Origin of the sequence: Micromonospora pisi, assembly GCF_003633685.1 — a bacterium.
Classification (GTDB): domain Bacteria; phylum Actinomycetota; class Actinomycetes; order Mycobacteriales; family Micromonosporaceae; genus Micromonospora_G; species Micromonospora_G pisi.
Genome location: NZ_RBKT01000001.1, coordinates 6,668,095 through 6,689,366, shown reverse-complemented (window position 1 = coordinate 6,689,366; position 21,272 = coordinate 6,668,095). Strand labels below are relative to the sequence as shown.

General features: G+C 68.0%; 22 protein-coding genes. 11 read left to right on the top strand and 11 right to left on the bottom strand.

Annotated elements, in window-relative coordinates; all coding sequences use genetic code 11:
- Positions 1-263: 263 nt before the first annotated feature.
- The 3 genes from BDK92_RS28825 (at position 264) to BDK92_RS28815 (ending at position 4,940) form a co-directional block, all read left to right on the top strand.
- Complete coding sequence (locus BDK92_RS28825; protein WP_121159514.1) at positions 264-1,187, top strand: proteasome assembly chaperone family protein; 924 nt, start codon at positions 264-266, stop codon at positions 1,185-1,187.
- A gap of 176 nt (positions 1,188-1,363) precedes the next feature.
- On the top strand, positions 1,364-2,191 hold the full coding sequence (locus BDK92_RS28820) for an exodeoxyribonuclease III (RefSeq protein WP_121162677.1): 828 nt from the start codon (positions 1,364-1,366) through the stop codon (positions 2,189-2,191).
- Positions 2,192-2,624: 433 nt separating this feature from the next.
- Entirely contained in the window at positions 2,625-4,940 is a 2,316-nt protein-coding gene (locus tag BDK92_RS28815) for an ice-binding family protein (protein WP_211349403.1), read from the top strand.
- Between the two features lie 144 nt (positions 4,941-5,084).
- Here BDK92_RS28815 and BDK92_RS28810 read toward each other — a convergent pair whose 3' ends face one another.
- A complete protein-coding gene (locus BDK92_RS28810) occupies positions 5,085-5,738 on the bottom strand; it encodes a response regulator (protein WP_121162676.1) in 654 nt (217 codons plus the stop codon).
- The gene (locus BDK92_RS28805; protein WP_121162675.1) at positions 5,735-6,877 is read right to left on the bottom strand and encodes a sensor histidine kinase; all 1,143 of its coding nucleotides are present in this window, start codon (positions 6,875-6,877) and stop codon (positions 5,735-5,737) included. The genes BDK92_RS28810 and BDK92_RS28805 overlap by 4 nt, the downstream gene beginning before the upstream one ends.
- A 209-nt stretch (positions 6,878-7,086) precedes the next feature.
- Between BDK92_RS28805 and BDK92_RS28800 the strand changes: the two genes are divergently transcribed.
- The gene (locus tag BDK92_RS28800) at positions 7,087-7,974 is read left to right on the top strand and encodes an ABC transporter ATP-binding protein (RefSeq protein ID WP_121159512.1); all 888 of its coding nucleotides are present in this window, start codon (positions 7,087-7,089) and stop codon (positions 7,972-7,974) included.
- Positions 7,971-8,942, top strand: a complete 972-nt coding sequence (locus BDK92_RS28795) for an ABC transporter permease subunit (protein ID WP_121159511.1) — start codon at positions 7,971-7,973, stop codon at positions 8,940-8,942. The genes BDK92_RS28800 and BDK92_RS28795 overlap by 4 nt, the downstream gene beginning before the upstream one ends.
- Before the next feature lie 157 nt (positions 8,943-9,099).
- Here BDK92_RS28795 and BDK92_RS28790 read toward each other — a convergent pair whose 3' ends face one another.
- Complete coding sequence (locus BDK92_RS28790; RefSeq protein WP_170208722.1) at positions 9,100-9,651, bottom strand: Crp/Fnr family transcriptional regulator; 552 nt, start codon at positions 9,649-9,651, stop codon at positions 9,100-9,102.
- Between the two features lie 152 nt (positions 9,652-9,803).
- On the opposite strand from BDK92_RS28790, the gene BDK92_RS28785 reads away from it, so the two are divergent.
- Together BDK92_RS28785 and BDK92_RS41270 are read left to right on the top strand one after the other, a co-directional pair.
- Positions 9,804-10,064: a YciI family protein gene (locus tag BDK92_RS28785; RefSeq protein ID WP_121162674.1), complete on the top strand. Its 261-nt coding sequence runs from the start codon at positions 9,804-9,806 to the stop codon at positions 10,062-10,064.
- Positions 10,065-10,223: 159 nt separating this feature from the next.
- Entirely contained in the window at positions 10,224-10,382 is a 159-nt protein-coding gene (locus BDK92_RS41270; RefSeq protein WP_425462268.1) for a winged helix-turn-helix transcriptional regulator, read from the top strand.
- Here the strand turns inward: BDK92_RS41270 and BDK92_RS28775 are convergent.
- The 6 genes from BDK92_RS28775 to BDK92_RS28750 form a co-directional block, all read right to left on the bottom strand.
- Positions 10,359-11,972: a DUF885 domain-containing protein gene (locus BDK92_RS28775; RefSeq protein WP_121159508.1), complete on the bottom strand. Its 1,614-nt coding sequence runs from the start codon at positions 11,970-11,972 to the stop codon at positions 10,359-10,361. The genes BDK92_RS41270 and BDK92_RS28775 overlap by 24 nt on opposite strands.
- A 140-nt stretch (positions 11,973-12,112) precedes the next feature.
- Positions 12,113-12,895, bottom strand: a complete 783-nt coding sequence (locus tag BDK92_RS39775; protein WP_211349402.1) for an NADPH-dependent F420 reductase — start codon at positions 12,893-12,895, stop codon at positions 12,113-12,115.
- Between the two features lie 57 nt (positions 12,896-12,952).
- Positions 12,953-13,894 (bottom strand): SDR family oxidoreductase, encoded by a 942-nt coding sequence (locus BDK92_RS28765; protein ID WP_121159507.1) that lies wholly within the window; start codon positions 13,892-13,894, stop codon positions 12,953-12,955.
- Between the two features lie 52 nt (positions 13,895-13,946).
- On the bottom strand, positions 13,947-14,570 hold the full coding sequence (locus tag BDK92_RS28760) for an NADPH-dependent F420 reductase (RefSeq protein WP_121159506.1): 624 nt from the start codon (positions 14,568-14,570) through the stop codon (positions 13,947-13,949).
- Positions 14,571-14,652: 82 nt separating this feature from the next.
- Positions 14,653-15,270 (bottom strand): NADPH-dependent F420 reductase, encoded by a 618-nt coding sequence (locus BDK92_RS28755; RefSeq protein ID WP_121159505.1) that lies wholly within the window; start codon positions 15,268-15,270, stop codon positions 14,653-14,655.
- Positions 15,271-15,356: 86 nt separating this feature from the next.
- Positions 15,357-16,091, bottom strand: a complete 735-nt coding sequence (locus BDK92_RS28750) for an SDR family NAD(P)-dependent oxidoreductase (protein ID WP_121162673.1) — start codon at positions 16,089-16,091, stop codon at positions 15,357-15,359.
- A 162-nt stretch (positions 16,092-16,253) separates the two neighbouring features.
- On the opposite strand from BDK92_RS28750, the gene BDK92_RS28745 reads away from it, so the two are divergent.
- The 3 genes from BDK92_RS28745 (at position 16,254) to BDK92_RS40475 (ending at position 18,597) form a co-directional block, all read left to right on the top strand.
- Positions 16,254-17,165, top strand: a complete 912-nt coding sequence (locus BDK92_RS28745) for a LysR family transcriptional regulator (protein WP_121159504.1) — start codon at positions 16,254-16,256, stop codon at positions 17,163-17,165.
- A 395-nt stretch (positions 17,166-17,560) separates the two neighbouring features.
- Positions 17,561-17,866 (top strand): hypothetical protein, encoded by a 306-nt coding sequence (locus BDK92_RS39210; protein WP_170208721.1) that lies wholly within the window; start codon positions 17,561-17,563, stop codon positions 17,864-17,866.
- A gap of 434 nt (positions 17,867-18,300) precedes the next feature.
- Positions 18,301-18,597 (top strand): VOC family protein, encoded by a 297-nt coding sequence (locus BDK92_RS40475; RefSeq protein WP_246017303.1) that lies wholly within the window; start codon positions 18,301-18,303, stop codon positions 18,595-18,597.
- Between the two features lie 64 nt (positions 18,598-18,661).
- Here BDK92_RS40475 and BDK92_RS38555 read toward each other — a convergent pair whose 3' ends face one another.
- Positions 18,662-19,222, bottom strand: a complete 561-nt coding sequence (locus BDK92_RS38555; RefSeq protein ID WP_147457143.1) for a DUF4352 domain-containing protein — start codon at positions 19,220-19,222, stop codon at positions 18,662-18,664.
- A 532-nt stretch (positions 19,223-19,754) separates the two neighbouring features.
- Complete coding sequence (locus tag BDK92_RS28730) at positions 19,755-20,234, bottom strand: MarR family winged helix-turn-helix transcriptional regulator (RefSeq protein ID WP_211349401.1); 480 nt, start codon at positions 20,232-20,234, stop codon at positions 19,755-19,757.
- A 103-nt stretch (positions 20,235-20,337) separates the two neighbouring features.
- Between BDK92_RS28730 and BDK92_RS28725 the strand changes: the two genes are divergently transcribed.
- Positions 20,338-21,186: an alpha/beta fold hydrolase gene (locus BDK92_RS28725; RefSeq protein ID WP_121159502.1), complete on the top strand. Its 849-nt coding sequence runs from the start codon at positions 20,338-20,340 to the stop codon at positions 21,184-21,186.
- Positions 21,187-21,272: the final 86 nt, after the last annotated feature.

The following is a 21,272-nucleotide window of genomic DNA, read 5'->3' as shown; positions in this document are numbered from 1 at the left end:
CGGCTCACCACCGACCAACCATTACGCCATACTCCCTGGCCGGTGCCGGTGGTCCCGGCGTGGCCGAGCCGGCTCCCCCACCCCGCCCAGCCCCTGACAGGAATGGGCGGGGCCCCCGCACGCCTACCTAGAACACCCGATCGCGAGGCATGCTCAAGGGGGGTGACGGAGTCGCCGAACGGAATGCACCAAGATGGCGGAAGCGTTGCGTACACCGAGGTGACGTCTGTCGTAGGCGCATCCCGTTGAGGAGGTCCTTACCGGTGCTCGATCCGCACGAGCTCTACCAGCTCACCGACGACCTGCCCGAGCTGGGTCAGCCGGTGTTGATCCAGGCGCTGACCGGCTTCGTCGACGCCGGCAACGCGACCCGGCTGGCCCGGGAGCAGCTCCTGTCGACGCTGGAAGGTCGGCCGATCGCCACCTTCGACATCGACCAGATGCTCGACTACCGTTCCCGCCGACCCACGATGATCTTCGTCGAGGACCACTGGGAGTCGTACGAGGAACCCAAGCTCGAACTGCACCTGCTGCACGACGACGCCGAGACGCCGTTCCTGCTGCTCACCGGCCCCGAGCCGGACCTCCAGTGGGAGCGGTTCACCAGCGCTGTGATCGCACTCGCCACCCGGCTGGGCGTACGCCTGACCGTCGGACTGAACTCGATCCCGATGGCCGTACCGCACACCCGGCCGACCGGAGTCACCGCGCACGCCACCCGGCCGGAGCTGATCACCGGACACGAGCCCTGGCTACAGCGGGTGCAGGTGCCCGCCGGCGTCGGACACCTGCTCGAATACCGGCTCGGCCAGATCGGGCGCGACGCGGTCGGGTTCGCCGTACACGTGCCGCACTACGTCTCGCAGTCGGAGTACCCGGCCGCCGCCGAACTCCTGCTCAGCTCCATCTCCCGCTCGACCGGCCTGCTGCTGCCGACCGAGGGGCTGCGTAACGCTGCTGAACTGGTCCGCACCGACATCGACCGGCAGGTAGCCCAGACCGACGAAGCCGGCGCGCTGGTGCACGCCCTGGAAGAGCAGTACGACGCCTTCACCCGTGGACGCGGCGGGCCCAACCTGCTCACCGGCCAACCCGGATCGCTGCCCACCGCCGACGAACTCGGTGCCGAACTGGAACGGTTCCTCGCCGAACAGCAGGGCCGCCCCGGCGACACCCCCGGAGCCTGACCCCCCGGAACCCGGCCGGCCGACGATGATCGCCGCCGGCCGGGTGGCCAGGACAACCTGCGTGATCGCCGCCGGCCGGGGCCCGGGACGGCCGGCACCACAGGCACCGACGGCCGCGCGCTCAGGCTGGCGCGGCACGACAGGCATGCCGGCCCGGAATGCGGCAGGCTGTGCACATGCGCCTGGCTACCTGGAATGTCAACTCGGTGAAGGCCCGACTCCCCCGGTTGCTCGCCTGGCTCGACGACACCCGCCCCGACGTCGTCTGCCTCCAGGAGACGAAGTGCCCCGACGGCGCCTTCCCGGTGGCCGAGGTCGGCGAGCTCGGTTACCTGGCGGCCAGCCACAGCAACGGCCGGTGGAACGGCGTGGCGATCCTCTCCCGGGTCGGCCTCGACGACGTGGTGGTCGGGTTCCCCGGTGAACCCGGCTTCCCCGAACCGGAGGCCCGTTCCCTCGCCGCCACCTGCGCCGGCGTACGGGTCTGGTCGATCTACGTGCCGAACGGGCGCACCCCGGACTCGCCGCACTACACGTACAAGCTCTCCTGGTTGGCGGCTCTCCGCGACGCCCTCGCCGACGAACTGCGCCCCGACCGGCCGTTGACGGTCTGCGGGGACTACAACGTCGCCCCGACCGACGCCGACGTCTGGGACCCGGCGCTCTTCGTCGGCTCGACCCACGTCACCCCGGCCGAGCGGCAGGCCCTGGCCGAGCTACGCGCACTCGGCCTGCGCGACGTGGTCCCCACCCCGATGAAGGGACCGCACCCGTACACCTACTGGGACTACCGGGCCGGGATGTTCCACCAGAACAAGGGCATGAGAATCGACCTGGTGTACGCCACCGACGGGTTCGCCGACAGCGTCTCCTCGGCGTACGTGGACCGCGAGGCCCGCAAGGGCACCGGCCCCTCCGACCATGCCCCGATCGTGGTCGACACCGGACCGGCGGCAGGCCCCGCCCCGGCCACCGGCACCGGCCCGGCCGTCGCGGTGCTCTGAGACGTCGTCGGCCACTTCGGTCTGGACCCCCTTGGCTCCACCCGCCACCCCAGTGCGGGCGACGGTGCCGAGCAGCATGCGTCAGGATCCCCGGGACGTCGGTAGTCGACTTCCCCGCGAGCACGCTGAACGCAACTGGGCGTGGACACGCCGTACATCATCCCACTATAGCCCGTCTGTGGCATTTAGCGTCAATACACCCTTTTGGTGACGATACGATCCGAGAGAGGCGTTGTGGCGTTTGACCACGTGACGGTGCGCCAGTCCAAAACTTGCATGCCGAATCTTGCCCGGGGGGCAGGGTCTTGATAGGTGGGGGAAGTACGTGTCGCTAATCCGCTTGGCTCGCGCGTGCCGCGTACGCCGTCGGTCGACCGCGGCGGCGATGGCGGGAGCCGTCGCCGCTACGACGATCGTGGTTGGAATCGCTGGGATGCCAGCGGCCTGGGCCCAGGCCCCGGTTCCGTTGGGGGTTGCCGAGTCCTACGGGGTGTTGGCTGGCCAGGCGGTCACCGACGTCCCACCCCCCGTCGGCCCGTCGGTCATCAACGGGGACCTGGGGGTCTGGCCGGGCACCTCCGTCACCGGCGCCCCGGTGGTGAACGGCGAAACACACGTCGGTGACACCGAAGCGATGCAGGCCCAGGCCGCTCTGACCACGGCGTACAACTTCGCCGCAGCAGAGCCGACGACCGCCACGGTAAGCGCCGACCTCGGCGGCCAAACCCTGGTTGCCGGGGCGTACAGGTCGCCCGCCACCATGTCTCTGACGGGCACTCTCACGCTGGACGGGGCGAATGATCCCAACTCGGTCTTCATCTTCCAGGTGGGATCCGACCTGATCACCGCGACCGACAGTCGGATCAACCTGATCCGTGGCGCCCAGGCGTGCAATGTGTTCTGGCAGGTCACCAGCTCGGCGACGCTGAACACCCGAAGCGTCTTCGTCGGGACCATCTTGGCGTTGCAATCGGCGACGTTGGGAGAGGGAGCCACCGTTGCCGGACGCGTGCTGGCCCGAAACGGCGCCGTCACACTGATCCACAACACCATCACGCGACCGTTCTGCACGGCATCCATCGCACCGCCGACGATTTCCAAGGCTTTCGATGACGCCACCATCCCGCTCAACGGGAGCACGGCGCTGAGCTTCACCCTCACCAACCCCAACGCGGGTACGTCGCTGACCGGCGTCAACTTCACCGACGCGCTGCCCGCCGGACTGGTGGTCTCCACCCCCAACGGACTGACCGGTTCCTGTGGCGGCGGCACGATCACCGCGACCGCCGGCGGCACCAACATCAGCCTGACCGGCGCGACCCTGCCGGCCGGCGGGACCTGCACGTTCTCCGTCAACGTCACCGGCACAACCAGCGGAACAAAGGTCAACACGAGCGGCCCGGTGGACTCGAACGAGAGCGGCCCGGGCGCTACCGCCTCGGCAAGCGTCGCGGTTGGCGCCGAGGTCGTGGCACCGCCGACGATCTCCAAGGCTTTCGATGACGCCACCATCCCGGCCGACGGGACCACGGCGCTGAGCTTCACCCTCACCAACCCCAACACCGGCACGCCCCTGACCGGCGTCAACTTCACCGACGCGCTGCCCGCCGGACTGGTGGTCTCCACCCCCAACGGACTGACCGGTTCCTGTGGCGGCGGCACGATCACCGCGACCGCCGGCGGCACCAACATCAGCCTGACCGGCGCGACCCTGCCGGCCGGCGGGACCTGCACGTTCTCCGTCAACGTCACCGGCACAACCAGCGGAACAAAGGTCAACACGAGCGGCCCGGTGGACTCGAACGAGAGCGGCCCGGGCGCTACCGCCTCGGCAAGCGTCACGGTCGCGCCCGCCACACCACCGACGATCTCCAAGGCCTTCGGGAACACGACCATCCCGGCCGACGGGACCACGTCGCTGAGTTTCACTATCAACAACCCCAACCCGAGCACACCGCTGACCGGCGTCGGCTTCGTCGACAATCTTCCTGCCGGACTGGTGGTCGCCACTCCCAACGGACTGACCGGTTCCTGTGGTGGCGGCACGATCACCGCGACCGCCGGCGGCACCAGCATCAGCCTGACCGGCGCGACCCTGCCGGCCGGCGGGACCTGCACGTTCTCGGTCAACGTCACCGGCACAACCAGCGGAACGAAGGTCAACACGAGCGGCCCGGTGGACTCGAACGAGAGCGGCCCAGGTATCCCCGCCGCGGCAAGCGTCACCGTCAGGGCTGCCGCAGCACCGACAATCGCGAAAGCCTTCGCGGACGGCACCATCGCCGTCGACGGGACCACGTCGCTGGGGTTCACCCTCACCAACCCCAACCCGGGCACGCCCCTGACCGGCGTCAGCTTCGTCGACAACCTTCCTGCCGGACTGGTGGTCTCCACTCCCAGCGCCGCGCAGACCAACTGCGCCTCCGCCACGATCGTCGCGACTCCCGGTAGCAGCAGCATCAGCCTGTTCGGCGCGACCCTGCCGGCCGGCGGGAGTTGCACGGTGTCGGTCAACGTCACCGCTACAAGCACCGGAACGAAGGTCAATACGACGCTTCCGGTCACCTCGGTCGAGAGCGGCCCGGGCTCTCCCGCCTCGGCAACCCTCACGGTCCGTAAAGGCACTCTGCCCGTCACCGGAAGCCGGAATTCCACCTATGTCACCGTCGCCCTGACCATGATCGTCCTTGGTATCGCATTCCTCGCGATCAGTAACCGGCTGGTTCGACGTCGAGGCGGCATCGCCTGACCTCGAAGAAAGAGAGCATGACCCGGATACGTTCGTACGGGCGATTGCAGTAGCCAAAACGAGCGACGGCCGGACGATCCCACCTGATCGACACGATCAGGAGATCGTCCGGCCATCCTCGTATCGGTCCCGAAGCAACGGCGTTCAGGCGGTCTCGACGATCCGGTTCTCGTAGGCCCAGATGGCGATCTCGGTACGGTTACGGAGACCGAGCTTGGTCTGGATTGTCGACAGGTGGCTTTTGACCGTACTCAGGGAGATGAACAGCTCGGCCCCGATCTCCGAGTTGGTACGGCCACGGGCGATCTCCCGTACCACCTCGATCTCGCGGTCCGACAACGACGGCAGCGACCTGCCGGGTTGTGGTGCCGGCCCGGTCAGGTGACGTAGCAGTCGTACCGTGATCGACGGGGAGACGAGCGCGTCACCGTTGTGGGCGGCGCGTACGGCCTCGACGAGCAGGGCCGGGCCGGCGTCCTTGAGGATGAAGCCGGTCGCACCGCCGCGCAGTGCCCCGTACACGTATTCGTCGTGATCGAATGTCGTGACGACGATGACCCGCAGCGGGTTGGGCACGCCTGGCCCGGCCAGTGCCCGGGTCACCTCGATGCCATCGAGCCGGGGCATCCGGATGTCCACCAGGCAGACGTCGGGGCGCAACTGGCGGGCCTTTGCGATCGCGTCGACGCCGTCCGACGCCTCGGCGACGACGCGGATGTCCGGCTGGTCTTCGAGGATGAGCTTGAGGCCACTGCGGATCATCACCTGGTCGTCGGCGAGCAGTACGCGGATCGTCATCGCGACCATCCAGGCTGGACGGGCAGGGTGGCCAGGACCGACCAGCCGGCGTCGGGGCGGGGGCCGGCGTGCAGCGTACCGCCGAGGGTTTCGACGCGTTCCCGCATGCCGACGAGGCCGTACCCGCCCCGGTGCCCGGCGCGGGCGGGACCCGGTGGTGCGTCGTCGACCACCTCGACGCTGACGCCGGAGGGATTCTGCTCAACGGTGACGGTGACACTGTCGGCGTTCGGCGCGTGACGGGCCACGTTGGTCAGGGCCTCCCGGACGATCCGGTACACGGTGCTGTTCACCTCCGGCGGCCAGGCCGTCCTCTCCTCGGGCATCCGCAGACGCACCGGCGGACCCTGCCGGTTGAAGCGCTCGATGAGCACGCCGAGCTGCTCCGGGCCGGCCGAGGCGGGCGGCCCGTCCTCGGTGTCACGCAGCAGCCCGACCACGCGGCGCATCGCGCGCAGCGCCTCGGTGCCGGCGGCCTCGATCCCGGTCAGCGACTCGCCCACCTGCCCCGGGTTTCTCCGCGCGACGACGTGCGCGGCCTGCGCCTGAATCAGCATGCCGGTGATGTGGTGGGCCACCACGTCGTGCAGTTCCCGGGCCAGCTCCAACCGCTCGTCCTGGCGTACGTTCGCAGCGGTGGCCGCCGCCCGATGGTCCAGCAGGCGCAGTGCCAGCCCGACCACGACCGCGCCGAACCAGGCCACCGCGTTGATCACCACCGCCGCCGGGGCGCCGGAGGAGTGCGGCCGGGCGGCGAGGTAGGCGCCGCCGACCACCACGAATCCTCCGGCGGCGAGCAGACCGGCTGGTACGGGAGGCAGCACGCGTACCGCCGACCCGACGAGGACGGCCAGCGCCAGGGCCAGCGCCGGTCCCGGCTCCGTCGGGAGCTGGAACACCCGGGCCGCCACGATGGCCAGGCCGGCGATTGCGAGACCGGCGACCGCCGCCCACGCCCGCTGCCGCCGCCGTACCAGCGCGAGCGCGGAGACCACGACGGCCGCCGCACCACCGGCGAGCCAGTACCGGGCACCCCACGACTGGGAGACCGCCACCGCCTGGATGCCGAGCGCGGCGAGCAGGACCCCGGCGAGCCCCGCCGTCATCGCGAACCCGAACAGCCGCTCCCAGATGCTCATCCTGTTCAAGTTACGAGGCCCGCCCGGCTCCGTGCGGAACGATCCCACGCACCATCAGGGTGTTCGTCGCCGTCCGGTGTGTCGTGTCCATGCCGAGCAGGCTAGGAGATCGTCGCCGAACGCGAACCGGCCAAAAGTAGGGTCGTCCGCATACCGTCCCCTGCTTTGGACCGATGCCCGGCCCGCCCGCCGGTTCGCAGGATGAACCCATGCGAACACCACTCGTTCTGCACGCCGAGCGGCTGACCAAACGGTACGGCCGCCGTACCGCACTGACCGACTGCGACCTGAAGATCCCGCGCGGGCGTGTCGTCGGGCTGGTCGGCCCGAACGGCGCCGGCAAATCCACACTCCTGCAACTGGCCTGCGGGCTGATCGCACCGACCTCGGGTACGTTGTCGGTCCTCGGGTCCAGACCGGCGGCGAACGCGGCGCACCTGGCCCGGGTCGGTTTCGTTGCCCAGGACACCCCGGTGTACGCCTCGTTCAGCGTCGCCGACCACCTGAAGATGGGTGCGTGGCTGAACCCGTCCTGGGACGCGGCGCTGGCCAAGCGGCGGATCGCGGAGGTCGGCCTGGACCCCGCGCAGAAGGCGGGCCGGCTCTCCGGCGGTCAACGCGCGCAGCTCGCGATGGCCATCGCCGCCGCGAAGCGACCCGAGCTGCTCATCTTCGACGAGCCCGCCGCCGCACTGGATCCCCTGGCCCGTAAGGGCTTCATGCGCAGTCTCGTGGAGTTCGTGGGCGAACTCGGCGCCAGCGCGGTGCTCTCCTCGCACCTGTTGAGCGATGTCGAGCAGGTCTGCGACTACCTCGTCGTACTCTGCGACTCGCGCATCCAGGTCGCCGGCCCGGTGCCGGATCTGCTCGCCTCGCACCACCGGATCGTCGGCGACCCGGCCAGGACGCCCGCCGGGGTCGAGGTCATCTGGGCGGAGCACGGCCACACCGTCGTCCGGGGCGAGGCGGCGGCACCGGACCGTACGGCAGCTCCGGACACCGAGCCGGTCACCCTGGAGGAACTGGTCCTCGCCTACATGTCCCGGGCCGCCGGAACGGTCGCCGCGTCGCGCGGGGATGCGGCGGTTTCGCGATGATCAGAATGAGTCTGCGCCAGTTCCGCGTCCAGGCGCTCGTCGGAGCGATCCTGCTGGTCCTGGCGACCATCTACCTGCTGCGCCTCGGCGGGGAAATCCGCGCTGTACGCGACCCGTCGCAACTGCCGAGCCAGTACACGCAGGCGATGCTGTTCCTCGCCACCGGCTTCGGTCTGGTACCCGCGATCATCGGAGCGTTCTGGGGCGCGCCCCTCGTCGCCCGGGAACTGGAGAACGGCACCCATCGACTGGTGTGGAACCAGAGCGTGCCCCGCCGCCGCTGGCTCGCGGTCAAGTTGACGGTGCTCGGCCTTGCCAGCATGGCTGTCGCCGGTACCCTCAGCGCCCTCTTGACCTGGGCGGCGTCCCCGGTCGACCAGGCGAACGGCGACCGGTTCAACGCGATCCTGTTCGGCGCGCGGGATATCGCACCCATCGGGTACGCCGCCTTCGGCTTCGTCTTCGGCGCCGTCACCGGGCTGCTGGTACGCCGAACCCTGCCGGCGATGGCGCTGGTGTTCCTGGCCGTGATCGCGGTGCAGTTCGCCGTACCGAACCTGCTGCGACCGCACTACATGCCGGCCGAACGGGTCACCGTACCGATGACTGTCGACGCCATCAACCAGGCCCGGTCGCTGGGCAGCATCACCGGCGGGCCGGTCGTCGGAGGGCTGGAGATACCGGACGCCTGGGTCACCGACACCAGCGAACTCCGGACACCCGACGGCCGGCAACTCTCCGCCGCCGCCTTCAACGAGTGTTTCAACAACGCCCCGAAAACCGGCGCCAACGGCACGTTCGGTGACACCGCGGTGTGTCTCGGCAAGCTCGGCCTCCACGTGGACCTGGCCTACCAACCCAACCGGCGATTCTGGCCATTCCAATGGATCGAACTGGCGCTGTACCTCGGCGTCAGCGCCCTACTCGCGGCGGTCGGCCTGTGGCGCGTCCAGCGCCGGGTCAGCTAGCCCGCGCCGCACGCACCGATTCCGGCACGTTCCTGCGCCGGGTCGGCTTGATGGACGGGCCGGCCTTGACCACAAGTCCCTGCCGGCCCTCCGCAATGGCAATCACCCCGGCCGGGCCGTCCACCTCGCAGGCACGGTGACTCGGACTGTCCGCTGGTCAGGAACCGGCCGTCAGGTTGTCGAGACGCTCCCGGTCAGCAATGACTATTCCCCGGGAGGTCAGCCGGACAGCGCCAACACCGGTGAGCTGTGCGAGCGCCCGGTTGACGGTGACCCGGCTCAGGCCCAGCACCCGGGCCAACTGCTCCTGCGACCCTCGCCAGGCGACTCGGGCAGCCGGGTCCTGCGCATTCAGCCACGCGGCGATCCGAGCGGTCGCCGGCAACGTGACGGCCTGCGCGAGTCGCTGTCGACCGGCTATGACGTCGCGCGCGAGTTGTCGGAGCACGTGCTCACGTACCGAATGCTGTTCGTGCAGCAACCGCAGGAACCCGGTCGCGGGCAGCAGCCGCACAGCAGCGACCGTAACCGCCAGCAACCCGGTTGACGCCGAACCGCCATCCAGTACGGCAGGCTTGTCCGCGATCGCTGGGCCGACCCACTGCTGAGGCCACACCTCACGGCCGGACCGCTCGGCGTGGACGGCCGCTACCGTGCCGGACAGCACCAGCACGACGGCGTTCGCCCGCGCACCGGCTGGCCGGATCATCGCCCCAGCGCCGAACCTTGCCGGGCGGCTGTCGCGCGTGACTGTCTCCAGCACATCCGCGGACAGCGTTCGCAATGCCGGGATGGAACCCAACGATGTCATGTATCAAGTGATACAGACCCGCTCGGTCACGGCGGCCTACCGTGCCCACCATGTGGATCGTAGAGTTGACCTTCACCGACGCCCCTGAACGCCTCGCCGCGCGCGCCGCCCATCGCAGCCGGCTCGCTGACCTCCACGGCGCGGGAACGGTTCGCATGGCAGGCCCTTTCTCCGACGATCGAGGGGCGATGATCGTCGTGGATGTAACCGACCGGCAGGCCCTTGAGGCGCTTATCGCCGCCGATCCCTATTTCGCCACTCCGGGTGTCTCGGTCACGCAGATCCGCGAGTGGCATCCGTTCCTGCGATAACGAGCCCCACGGCCGCCAGCTACTGACGGATGAGGAACAAAGAGCCATGACAAGCACCCTTGGCGCCGAACTCGCACAGCGCGGGGTCGCGCCGGACTGCGTACAGACGATCGAGCTCGTCCGTGACGTACGCTGCGCGCACTCACCCGCGATGGGTTGGTGACCAGGTCCGCACACCCGGAAGTACCCCCGAGGGTGGAATATGCCCTGACGCCACTCGGTCGCCCGCTGAGCGAGACCCAGTTACGGATGCGGTGCCCGGCCTGCTTCACACCATGCATGAATGATGCGCGGTCATCCGGTCAACGCCCCCGTTAGCTGGCCCAGTCCCAGCGAGCCAAGTTCCAGCGCCCGACGGTGAAATGCTCGCCGGTCGCCGGGGAAGGACGAGCGCTCTGCCAACCACACCCGCTCACCTACCTTGTAAGCCAGCGCCTGCCCTGGCCGGCCCAGGTAACGCGCGAGCTCGGCGGACGCGTAGGGCCCCTGATGACAGCGGTCCCGCAGTAACTGCAGCGCCGCGTCCGGCGTCCAAAACGCTCCGTCGCCAGACGGCATCGGCAGCCGTAGGTGCAGGCCAATGTCGAGCACGACCCGTGCCGCCCGCAGCAACTGCATGAATAGATACCCCAGTCGCGCACCCGGCTGTTCATAGAGCCCGAGCTCGTCCATGAACCGCTCGGCGTACAAGGCCCAGCCCTCCTGGCTACCGGAGAGCCCGCCGAGCAGGTTCAGCCGCCGCCCAAGGCCTCCCCGACAGACCTCATAGCCGATGTGGAGGTGGTGGCCGGGAACGCCCTCGTGGTACGCGGTGCTGTAGGCATACCAGGTGGGGAAGCTTGCCTCGTCCTCGGGGAGGAACCACCAGACCCGGCCCGGCCGCGTCAGGTCCCGAGACGGCCCGGTGTAGGCGGTGCCGGACGACGTGGTCACCCGCGACTCGATCCGCCGCAGCGGTGCGGGGATGTCGAAGTGCACGCCGTGCAGCCGCTCGATGGTGGCCTCCAGCAGCTCCTGTAGCCACGCCCCGAACGCCTCCCTGCTGTGCAGGGTCCCAGGTGCGTCGGGGCTGTCGAGCCGGTCGAGCGCCTCGGGCACGCTCCCGCCCAGGGCCCTCGCCTCCGCGACCAGCTCCGCCTCGATCGCGGTGAACTCCTCCCAGCCCCAGTCGTAGAGCTCGCGCAGGTCGGGCTCGGCCGCGAGGAAGGTACGAACCCAGAGTGCGTACCGCTGCGGCCCGAAAGCCTCCTCGCTGCGCGCCCGCGGTGCCAGGTCTGCGGTCAGCATCCCGGCCAGCCTCTGGTACGCCTCCCGCGCGCCCTGCGCCGCCGCCTGCAACGGCGCCCGCTGGCGCCCTTCGCCGTAGCGATCCACGAGAGCGACATCGTCGTCGATCCAATTGCGGCAGCGCTGCGTTACGAGCTCGACCTGGCGGCGCGCCGGCAAATGTCCGCGCTCGGCGGCGAGCAGGAGGCTGCGGGCGTACCCATCCAGGGCCGCCGGGATCGCGGCCAGGCGCGCGCCGACACGAGCCCAGCTTTCCTCGTAGGCCGTGCCCTCGGCACCGCGGCCGGGTACTGCGGCCTCGACGGCCTGGCGGATGAGCTGGAGCGGACCGGTGGCCGCCGCGTGCAGTTCGCGCAGGTCCTCCCCGGCGTCATGGAAGGCGATACGCGCACGCAGCCGTTCGGCGAGATGGGCGTGCAGCGGGGTCACGGCCGGCAGTGCAACACCCAGGATCTCGAGCTCGCGGAGGGCGCGGACCGCGAGGTCGGCGCGGGCCTGGTAGCCCTCCGGGCTGTAGTCGGTCAGCCCGTCGACATCATGCTCGCCGGCCTCGACGATCGCTGTGCAGGGGTCGAGACCGGCTACGTCACGCAGGAGTCGATCCGCGAAGTCCTCGACCACGGAGGCAATGCTAGGCCCTGTCCTACCTTCCGTGGTGCAGTCCTGTATCGATCGCGGCGAGCGGTTCAAAAACGATCTGACAACGTCCGCTCATCGACACGACCGGAAGCACTCGGGTCGGGACGTATCACCGCTGATGGTCACGAAGGGTGATGGGCGCTCCGGCGCCGATGCGCACGGTCGGCGACAGAAGAGGACTCCGGTGTCGGCCAATGAGTTCGCGGTTGTTTGTTGCCAAGGGAGCTGAACTGGATACCGGCCAGCCGCCAATCTTCGGACAGCTCGCCCCGGGTCTGGCCGACGCGGATGGTCAACGCCATCTGCTGCCCGCGCCGAGCGGAGTGGCTGCGCTGGATGCACCGAACGATGGCCTCGTGACGTAGACGGAAACCTCTATGCCGCTGCTTGAGACTCTCGTAGGAAACTCGGGCGAACTTGGCGAGCCACTGCGTTATGCCCCGCCCGGCGATCGGCAGGTACGAGCGGTCGCCCGCCCACGTTGGTCGGGCGAGTGACAGCAGGTGCTTGAAGAAGATGTTGTTGAACGCTTTCACGACCATGGCGTCCGGGAGGTACCGCAGCAGCAGCTTGCTTGAGCTGAGCGACTTGCCGTCGAGCTCGGGGATGGGCCCGTCACGCTCGGGGCCGTAGTTACACGTGTCGATGACCGTTTTCCCGGCAAGCGGCGCGGCGGGCAGGTCGGGGAAGGCCTTGACTGGCACCGTGACCACGACGATGTCACTGGCTGCCGCGGCCTGCCCGCTGGTCGCAGCGGACGCCCGCGGCCCTAGTTCCGTGACCGTGTCCGTGAGCGTTTCAGGACCGCGTGAGTTGCTGAGCACGACCTGATGCCCGGCCTCGACGGCGAGCCGCGCGATGGTGCTGCCGATGGCGCCGCTGCCGATGAATCCGACAGTGGTCATATTCCGAGCCGCCCTCCTTGTCATGTGCCGGACTCGTTGCGATTGGGGTCCTTGTCGTCAGCTGGCGGGGAAGTAGTGGCCGTTGTCCAGATCGGCGAGCAGGCGGGGCTGAGCGGGTTCCCAGCCGAGGGTCCGGCGAGTGATGAGGTTGGACGCCGGGTAGCTCTGCGTGACGATGTTGGCGAGGAACCCGAAGTATCCCGGCAGCACCAGTTCGTCCACGGGAACGCTCACGGCGGGCAGGCCCAGACGGCTGCCGATGGCCTCAGCGATCTCGCGAAACGGGATGCCCCCGTCGTCGACCGCGTGCCAGTATTTGCCGGCCGGGCCCTTCTCCAGTGCCAGGCGGAAGACGGAGGCGACATCGCGGGCATGCACGGCGTTCCACAGGTTCGTGCCGTCTCCGGGGTAGCCGACGAAGCCCTTCTCCTTCGCGAGCGCGATCAGTGTCGGGAGGAAGCCGGCGCGATCGGTCGTGTCGTGCGCGATGTTGGCGATCCGCACGACCGAAGACCGCACGCCCCGCTCGGCGAGGCCGATCACGGTGGTCTCCACGACGTTACGAGCCCGCAGGCTGCCCTTGTGCTCATCGCCGCTGGGAAGGGCCGGGTCCTCCTCGGTGGCCGTCCGGCCCAGGAATCCCTGCCCGGGCGAGCCGATGCTCCCCGCCGCGACCAGCGGCTTTCCGGTTCCCGCCAGTGCCTCGCCGTAGGCGAGCATGATCGGGAGCTCGGCGGCGGCCACGGCGTGGATCCCGCCGGAGAAAAGCAGGTCCTGCCGGTGCGCGACGTGGATGACGCCGTCGGAGTCCGCAGCCGCCTCCTTGAGCCCGTCGAGGTCCTGGAGGTCGCCGCGGCGCACCTTCGCGCCGAGCGCGGACAGCGCCGCCGCGGCCGGGTCCGACCGGGCCAGGCCGGTGACCTCATGCCCAGCGGCGATGAGCTCGGGGACGATGTACGAACCGGAATGGCCGGTCCCGCCAGTGACGAAAACACGCATTCTGCTGCTCCGAGTGAGTGATGTGGCGCGAGAGGTGGTGGTGGGTGTGTGCTTAGACCAGAACGTTGACGCCGAGGGAGAAGTTGAAGTCCCCGACGCCGTGGCGGGCCAGGCTCACCATTAGCAGGCCCGTCCCTTCCAGCCAGCGCGCCATCTCCAGGCCTCCGGCATTCAGGGGGCGCAAACCGAGGCTCTCGATGAACGCCGATACGCTCGCCTTGGCCCGCGCGTCGTCGCAGGCGAAGAGCACGTCCAATGGGCGTCCCGGGGCCAGGACGTGGCCGAAGACGGTGTTGAACGCCTTCACGACGTGCGCGCTCGCCGGGGCGGCCTTGGTGATCTCCTGCGCGGCGGAAGTGCCGTCAGGGGTGGTCAGCCCGCTCGCGTCGGCTTTCATGGGGTTGGTGATGTCGATGATGATCTTGCCGGCCAGCGCGTCCCCGTACTGGGCGACGACCGGCACGGCGCTGGCGTTCGGCACGGCGAGGATGACGATGTCGCCGGCCGGGGCGGTGCCGAATGTCCCGGCCGTGGCGCCGCCGCCGAGCGCGGCAGCCAGGTCTTTGGCCTTGGCCGCGTCGCGACCGACGACCTCGACGGCGTGGCCACCAGCGAGCACCCGGGCGGCCAGGGCACGGGCCATGGTCCCCAGGCCGATGATGCTGATGCTGCTCATGAAGTGCCTGTTTTCCGAAGATGGATGGGGACGCCATGCCTCCCCGGTCGCGAGATGTTTGGCGTAATCCGGTAACCGTGCTTCAGCGGACCTCGGCGCCCAGGGCGATGTGGAAGCCGGCGCCGCTGCGGGCCAGGCCCACCAGGAGGATGCCGGCCCATTCGAGGACGTGGGTCATCTCGAGCCCTCCTGCGTCGAGGGCCCGCATGCCCAAGCTCTCCAGGAAGGCAGCGACACGTGCCTTCGCCTCGGCGCTGTCGCCGGCGTAGAACGCGTCCAGGGGCTTGTCCTCGGCGATGACGCCGCCGAAGATCGTGTTGAAGGCTTTCACGACCTGTGCGCCCTCGGGGGCGACGGCGGCGATCTGCTGGGACACCGAGTTGCCCGCGGTCGTCACGACGCCACTTGCGTCGGCGTTGAACGGGTTGGTGATGTCGACGAGGACCTTGCCGGCCAGCGCATCGCCGTAGTGCTCGACCACGTCGACCGCGCCGGCGTACAGGACGGCCACGATGACGATGTCACCCACCGGCCTTGCGCCGAACGTGCCGACGGTGGCTCCGTTGCCGATCTGGTCGGCGAGCGCCTGAGCCTTGGCGGTGTTGCGGCTCATGAGCTCGATGGTGTGGCCGTGCTGCGCCGCCCGGGTGCCGATGGCGGTGGCCATGTTGCCTGAGCCGATGATGCTGATCGTGGTCATGACGTGTGTTTCCCTTGTTGTGTATGAATCAGTTGGTCGGGGGTCCGGCGTGCTGGGCCGGGCGTCGAAGGGTTCGCCGAACGGGCTCAGATCACTGTGGTGCCGCCGTCGGCGACCAGTTCCATGCCGTTGACGTAGCTTGAGTCGTCCGAGGCTAGGAACAACGCGACCGACGCGATCTCCTCAGGGCGGCCCATCTCTCGCCGCGGGATCACGGACTCGAACTGCGCCTTCATTTCCGCGTCCATGACCTGCTCCATCATCGGCGAGGCGACCTGGCCGGGCGTCAGCACGTTCACCCGAATCCGCCGGTCCCTCAGCTCTGCCACCCACACCCGGGCGTAGGCGGGCAGCACGGCCTTGCTCGCTGCGTAGACACTCCAATCGGGGTAGCCCCGCAGCGACGCGTTCGACCCGGTCATGAGGATCGAGCCTCCATCGTTGAACAGCGGCAGCGCCTTCTGGACCGTGAACAGCGTGCCGCGCGCGTTCAGCGAGAACGCGGCATCGAACTGCTCCTCGGTGATCTCGCCGAGCCTGCCCTGCTCACCCGTCCCGGCGCTCGCCCACAACACGTCGACCGCGCCTTTTTCCTGCTTGACCGTCTCGAACAAACGGTCCAGATCATCGAGGTGGGCCGAATCGGCCTGCACGCCGGTCACATTCCGGCCGATCAGCTTGACGGCTTCGTCCAGCGCGTCCTTCCGCCGGCCGGAGATGAAGACGTGAGCTCCTTCGTCAACAAACAATTTCGCACCGGCCAGCGCCATACCACTTGTCGCACCGGTGATCACCGCAACCTTGCCATCGAGCTTTCCCACGACTGACTCCATTCGCATAACCGTACCGAGTCATGTTTCTCGTACGGAATTCAATTCCGGCCCATCAGTACTTATCGAGCGTGCCATTGACCCTAGTCGGTTGTCCAAGACCTCTTTCGGCCGTTGCGATACCCTGGAGGTATCGCCGGAACGGGAGGCTCCATGGATCTGGACCTGCGCAAGTTGCGTTACTTCGCCGCTGTCGCCGACAAGCTGCACTTCGGCCGGGCCGCCGATGAGCTGCACATCGCGCAGCCGGTGCTCAGCCGGCAGATCCGCGCGCTGGAGAAGGAGCTCGGCGCTCCGCTACTGACCCGGGACAGCCACGGCGTGGCGCTGACCGACGCCGGCCGGCAGTTGCTGACCGACGCCGGCCCGCTGCTGGCCTCCGCGCACGCGGTCCGCCGCCGGGTGACCGTGGCCGCGCAGGGCAGCCAGCGGCTGATGGTCGGCTTCCGGGCGGGCATCGCGGTCACCCCAGCGGTACGGCAGTTCGCCATCCAGCACCCGGACGTACTGGTGGATCTGCGGCGGATCGAAGGAGACGACCAGGCCGCGATGCTGCTCGACGGCCGCATCGACGTCGGCTATGTGCGGCTGCCCATCGACGAGGCCGGCCTGCGCGTCACCCCGCTGTACACCGAGCCGCGGGTAGCAGTGCTTCCCGCCGGCCACCGATTCGCCGGCAAGGAACAGATCATCGAGGCCGACCTGGTCGGCGAGCCGCTGCTCTGGCATGCCGACACGAGCACGCAGCCCACCAAGCGCCCGCACCCTGACGCCGGATACCGGGTGCGCGGGGTGGACGAGACGCTCGAGCATGTCGCGGCCGGCCGGGGCATCTCGTTCCTGGCCCGTTCGGCGACCGTATTCTATTCGCATCCGGAGGTCAGCTATGTGCCCATCCTGGATCTGGCACCCGACCAGGTGTGCCTCGCTGTAGCGGAATCGCGCGCCTCGCCGCTGGTCGACGACTTCCTCTCCGCGGCTCAGGCGACGTCCGAGATCACGGCAGAATGTGGGAATTATGAAATGTGGCAGCTTGGAGGCGATGCCGCTTCGAAGCAGGGTTGAGCAGTTCGACCGACAACAGCAGCGCCAACAAAGGGCACGCGGCCACAACAATGGCGAAGGCATTGAGTTCGGAAGCGGGCGCGGAGGTGATGCCGGCGCACCGTGAGAACCAACATCGTCACGCGGGTGCCTCTTGAAATGGTCAAGGGTGTTGTCAATTATTTCGCGAGACAATTCCACTCCTCGATCTCGACCTCACCGATCATACGGAGAATCCGCGCCGATGGCGCGATCTGCCGAGAGCCGACGAGACACCCCGAGGCAAATATCGGCCGACCGGCCGAAGCGGGTGTCGCAATCGATTCCGACAGACACTCGGCGCACTCACATCGGCGAAGCCGCTTGTTAGGCCGTTACGTTCCGGAGGCCATGTAGGCGGCGAGGATGTAGTTGGGGTGGCGGTCGAGGTTCTTGCGGGCCGACGTAACGGGGGCATCCGCGGCACACTCACGCTCGCGGTTTACCGGGCTCCCGGCGGAGTGAAGGCCCGTATCGATGATGTTGTCGCTGAACAGACCAAAGACGGGCAAGCGGTCGCCCTAACGCTGATCCGGGAGGCAGTACGGCGAGCCGTGGTGGCCGGTGCTCCTGCCATCCGGGTCGTGTCCAAACCGGTGCTGCCGGTGGCGAACAGTACCTATGAACAGATCGGCTTCACGCAGGAAGGCCCGGGGATCTACCGCCGTGCGCTCCATACCTAACCCCCGGCTCCCGCTTCCGCAGAGTGCCGCCGCCAGTACGGCGCACGGTAGCGATATGCCCGGGACCACCAGGTGCACTGTCATTGACAGTTCAGGATGCCGGGCACCACGGGACGCCGAACACCGAGCGTGACAGCTTGCCCTCTACCTGCGCGCACGGTCGGCGGCAAATGGGTACACACCGACGATCCGACGAGGTTTGCTACTTATGGGCTTCAAGGCCCGGCTGAGCGTCAGTGTTGGCCCCGCAAAGTAGCGAAAGGCTCTCTGACCTGCGGTGTTTCGTCCGAAGCGGTACGACCGGCGTGTGACGGGCACTGCCGCGTCAAGAGGTTCCCGAAGAAAACGTTGCAAGGATGCCGAGAATGGCTTGGCGGCTCCGTCTCAAAAGTGGATGCGGCCACCGTGGCCGTACAACGCCAAGGAAGCCCGGCATGACGAGTCAGCGGATGGACAACGTCCTCATCGTTGTCGACGACCTTGACGCTGTTATCTCGTTTTTCGTCGAACTTGGCATGAAGCTGGAGGGCAAGGGGCCAATCGAGGGACGTTGGGTGGAGCGCGTCATCATTGGGATTGACGACGTCCGGCAGGACGACGCGATGCTGCCGATCGTCGAGTCGAAGGGGTTTGTGTACAGTTATTGCTGCCCCAACCGCAATAACTGTACACGAACACGCCTGCCCCAAGTAAACAATCTCAAGGTGGGGTCGTCCGGGTCAGGTCGATGATTCGCGCCCGTGTCGGGCCGGGTGCCTCGGCCGGCTCTCAGCCGCAGGTGCTGGAACGGTAAGGTCACGGAGTCCAAGTGATTGGTTCGGGAGCCCCTGCTGGCGTGTATTCCACTGCAGTCGGCTTTCCGTCCTTGGGTACCTTGAACTCAAGCCAACCACGAACGCAGGTCCCGACCTTGATTTCCTTCCGGTCGGGATACTCGGGCTTCATGCCGTTGCCGCCAGCGTGGCCAGTGCTCTTGATTGAAACGTCCCCGAATTTCAATACCCAGTTTGAGGTGCCAATCGAGACAGCGGAGTATCCCTTGGGCAGTTTTTTGAGGCAGTATTTGAGGTCGATTGCGCCATAGACATAGGCACTGTCTGATGGCTTTCCGAATTGCGTGGCGTTGTGCTTGTAACCGTAGAACGTGATGGTCGAGGTGTTCTCGTCAAAGGGAATCGCATCGCCAAGCTTGTTCCCTGCGGGTGCCGAGGGCGGCGGGGTCGATGGGACCGCGCTGGCGCTTTGGCTCGGAGCGCTCGCCGGGCCGGACTCGGCGGCTCCTCCGCATCCCGCCACTGTCATGGCCACCGCGACCGCGACCGCGATGGAGGGGATCATGGTCTGCCTCAAGTGCACCCTTTTGCTCCTATGCTCAGCTTGACGATCGATGTACTGCCGATCGGCCGCGCCTCGACGCCCAGCCAAGGACGACCTTCGGGGACATCTACCGACGGCCGGGAGGGCCGGCGGATCGCGGCTAGCTAGGGAAGCTAGCCCATCGACTATCTTCCCTGGGGGTCGAGGCAGGCGGTCAGGGTCTTGCGAGGCGGACCAGGAAGACCGTGGCGGCGATGAGGATTAACAGGGTCGGCCCCGTATGTCACATGTACAACCTCGCCCAAGCTGGTCAAAGGCGGAGAGCCCGGACGTAAACAAGTTGTCCGCCATAGGTTGATCATGTCACTGCCGGTATCGACGAACCATCCGCTCATCGACAAATCCGTATGCCGCACGTGGCGGGACGCCGACCACCGAGCGTGACGGCTCGTCGCCCTCGTGCGCGCACGGACGGCGGCAAATCCGTGCACTCGATCTTGGGCAGAGCCCGATCGCTCGGACCTGTCGGCGTACGGCCTCACGCACAGGCGCGTACGGGTGGTGGCGGCGGTCAGCCGGTGCTGGGCAAGGAGTTGGACGTGGTCCGGAGCCGGGCGAGCGCCTGAGGTGTGAGGTGCCGGGCGAGCGTGTCCAAGGCGGCCGCCACCTCAGCGATCCGCTGTGGGTCATCGGTGCCCAGCGCCGCGGCGAGGGCGCCCTCGATCGGGGCCGAGCGGACCCGATCGACGCGGGCGGAGATTCGCGCCGCTGGCCGCACCAGCAGCCGCCGGCGGTCGGTGGGGTCAGCCTCAGTGTCGATCGCGCCGGCCTCACGGAGCCGGGCAACGCAGGCAGACACCTTGCTCTGCGGGAACCCGGTCCGCTCGGCGATCTCACCGATCGAACTGCCCGGGTACGCGCGGATATCGCTGGCGACGATAAGCACAGACCGGTGGCTGGTGGAGTACTGACCGACCCCGTCGGTCGGGATGGCCTCCTCGCCGATCTTCATCAATGTCCGTCCCAGCAGGAACAACTCGATTCCGTTCACGTGACCAACAATACATCCAACCAGATACATCAGGCTAGATGCATCCAATCGGATGGGTTATGGTGATCGTCAAGTCACCACAACGACCATGGCGGAGGCCCCAATGACCAGCACTCAAACCACCACGACCGGCACGCTGCCGGTCCCCGGCGCCACCCTCTACTACGAGGTCCGCGGCACCGGACCCCTGCTGCTAATCAGTCAGAGTGGCGAAGGCGACGCCAACCGCAGCACCGACTTGGTCCACCACCTCGCCGCCAACTACACCGTGCTCACTTACGACCGCCGCGGACTATCCCGCAGCACCCTCACCGACCCGACACGGCCGGGCACCTTGACCGAGCACGCCGACGACGTGCACCACCTGCTCGCCGCTCTCACCGACAAGCCGGCCCTCATGCTCGGCTGCAGCCTCGGCGCCGTCATCGGACTCCACCTCGCCGTCCGCCACTCAGGCCAGATCAGCACCTTCATCGCACACGAACCCGTCGCCCCATGGCTGCTACCCACGGCCGAACGCGCCCACCACGAACACGAACTGGCCGACCTGCAGCACCTCTACCGCGACGGCGGGCTACCCGCCGCCCTCCCACAAATCGCCACCGCCCTCGGCATCGACCCCACCAACCAGGACGCCGAGTCCAACCTGACCCCGCAACCCATGACACCCCAACGGATCGCCAACTTCGACACCTTCATCCGACACGACTTCACCGCGATCACACGAGACACCCTGGACATCGCCGACATCGCCGCACTTACCGACATCCGCATCATCCCCGCCGCCGGGCGCACCACCCCACGCACCGTCTTCGACTACCGATGCGCCCAAGAACTCGCCGCACTCCTCGACAGCGACCTGGCCGAGTTCCCCGGCGGCCACAACGGCAACACCACCCACCCCAAGGCATACGCCATCCATCTACACCAAGCCCTGCACGGTGCGGCCTGAGCGTCCACAGCGCACTGTCATCGACTCCGGAGGCCTGTGCGACCGAGCGCAAGATCAGGTGCACGCTCATCGACAGTTCAGGATGC

Excerpts from the sequence above, each read along its gene's own strand:
- BDK92_RS28815 (WP_211349403.1), top strand. The coding sequence starts at position 2,625 with ATGCCAGCGGCCTGGGCCCAGGCCCCGGTTCCGTTGGGGGTTGCCGAG.
- BDK92_RS28820 (WP_121162677.1), top strand. The coding sequence starts at position 1,364 with ATGCGCCTGGCTACCTGGAATGTCAACTCGGTGAAGGCCCGACTCCCC.
- BDK92_RS28805 (WP_121162675.1), bottom strand. The coding sequence starts at position 6,877 with ATGAGCATCTGGGAGCGGCTGTTCGGGTTCGCGATGACGGCGGGGCTC.
- BDK92_RS28755 (WP_121159505.1), bottom strand. The coding sequence starts at position 15,270 with ATGACCACGATCAGCATCATCGGCTCAGGCAACATGGCCACCGCCATC.
- BDK92_RS28765 (WP_121159507.1), bottom strand. The coding sequence starts at position 13,894 with ATGCGTGTTTTCGTCACTGGCGGGACCGGCCATTCCGGTTCGTACATC.
- BDK92_RS39775 (WP_211349402.1), bottom strand. The coding sequence starts at position 12,895 with ATGACCACTGTCGGATTCATCGGCAGCGGCGCCATCGGCAGCACCATC.
- BDK92_RS28785 (WP_121162674.1), top strand. The coding sequence starts at position 9,804 with ATGTGGATCGTAGAGTTGACCTTCACCGACGCCCCTGAACGCCTCGCC.
- BDK92_RS28760 (WP_121159506.1), bottom strand. The coding sequence starts at position 14,570 with ATGAGCAGCATCAGCATCATCGGCCTGGGGACCATGGCCCGTGCCCTG.
- BDK92_RS28810 (WP_121162676.1), bottom strand. The coding sequence starts at position 5,738 with ATGACGATCCGCGTACTGCTCGCCGACGACCAGGTGATGATCCGCAGT.
- BDK92_RS28745 (WP_121159504.1), top strand. The coding sequence starts at position 16,254 with ATGGATCTGGACCTGCGCAAGTTGCGTTACTTCGCCGCTGTCGCCGAC.
- BDK92_RS28725 (WP_121159502.1), top strand. The coding sequence starts at position 20,338 with ATGACCAGCACTCAAACCACCACGACCGGCACGCTGCCGGTCCCCGGC.
- BDK92_RS40475 (WP_246017303.1), top strand. The coding sequence starts at position 18,301 with ATGACGAGTCAGCGGATGGACAACGTCCTCATCGTTGTCGACGACCTT.
- BDK92_RS28790 (WP_170208722.1), bottom strand. The coding sequence starts at position 9,651 with ATGATCCGGCCAGCCGGTGCGCGGGCGAACGCCGTCGTGCTGGTGCTG.
- BDK92_RS28795 (WP_121159511.1), top strand. The coding sequence starts at position 7,971 with ATGATCAGAATGAGTCTGCGCCAGTTCCGCGTCCAGGCGCTCGTCGGA.
- BDK92_RS28800 (WP_121159512.1), top strand. The coding sequence starts at position 7,087 with ATGCGAACACCACTCGTTCTGCACGCCGAGCGGCTGACCAAACGGTAC.